The 566-nt window shown below is 47.0% G+C and carries 3 tRNA genes and 1 rRNA gene; all 4 read right to left on the bottom strand.

What is annotated here, in order from left to right:
* Positions 1–87 (bottom strand): 16S ribosomal RNA (locus Q3W56_RS20620); the annotation flags it as partial.
* A gap of 173 nt (positions 88–260) precedes the next feature.
* Positions 261–336 (bottom strand) — tRNA-Ala (locus tag Q3W56_RS20615).
* A 7-nt stretch (positions 337–343) separates the two neighbouring features.
* Positions 344–420, bottom strand: a tRNA-Pro gene (locus Q3W56_RS20610).
* Between the two features lie 26 nt (positions 421–446).
* Positions 447–523: transfer RNA gene (locus tag Q3W56_RS20605), tRNA-Arg, on the bottom strand.
* Between the last annotated feature and the right edge of the window lie 43 nt (positions 524–566).

The raw sequence follows: 566 nt of genomic DNA, 5'->3' as shown, positions 1-566 counted from the left end.
GAGCAAGCTCCCATCTGTCCGCTCGACTTGCATGTATTAGGCACGCCGCCAGCGTTCGTCCTGAGCCAGGATCAAACTCTCCGATAAAGTAGTTTGACTGACTACGCACATCGCTGTGCGATTTTATAAAAAATGAATTAACAGGTACGTTTTGTCTTGTTTAGTTTTCAAAGATCATTTCAATTGTTCGCTTTGTTAAAGCAACTTTATTAGTATAAGATGTTGCTTCTTTAAAGTCAATAACTTTTTTAAAAACTTTTTGGTGGAGCCTAGCGGGATCGAACCGCTGACCTCCTGCGTGCAAAGCAGGCGCTCTCCCAGCTGAGCTAAGGCCCCATGAAAATGGTCGGGAAGACAGGATTCGAACCTGCGACCCCATGGTCCCAAACCATGTGCTCTACCAAGCTGAGCTACTTCCCGATTTCCTATCTATTCTATTAGAATAATGGCGCGCCCGAGAGGAGTCGAACCCCTAACCTTTTGATCCGTAGTCAAACGCTCTATCCAATTGAGCTACGGGCGCAAAACTTAATGCCGAGGGCCGGACTTGAACCGGCACGGTAGTC

It is taken from the genome of Bacillus sp. C28GYM-DRY-1 (assembly GCF_030519405.1).
In the GTDB taxonomy this organism is placed as follows: domain Bacteria; phylum Bacillota; class Bacilli; order Bacillales; family Bacillaceae; genus Bacillus; species Bacillus spizizenii_A.
The sequence above is the reverse complement of the archived record's forward strand: the minus strand, read 5'-3'. Positions and strand labels throughout refer to the sequence as shown.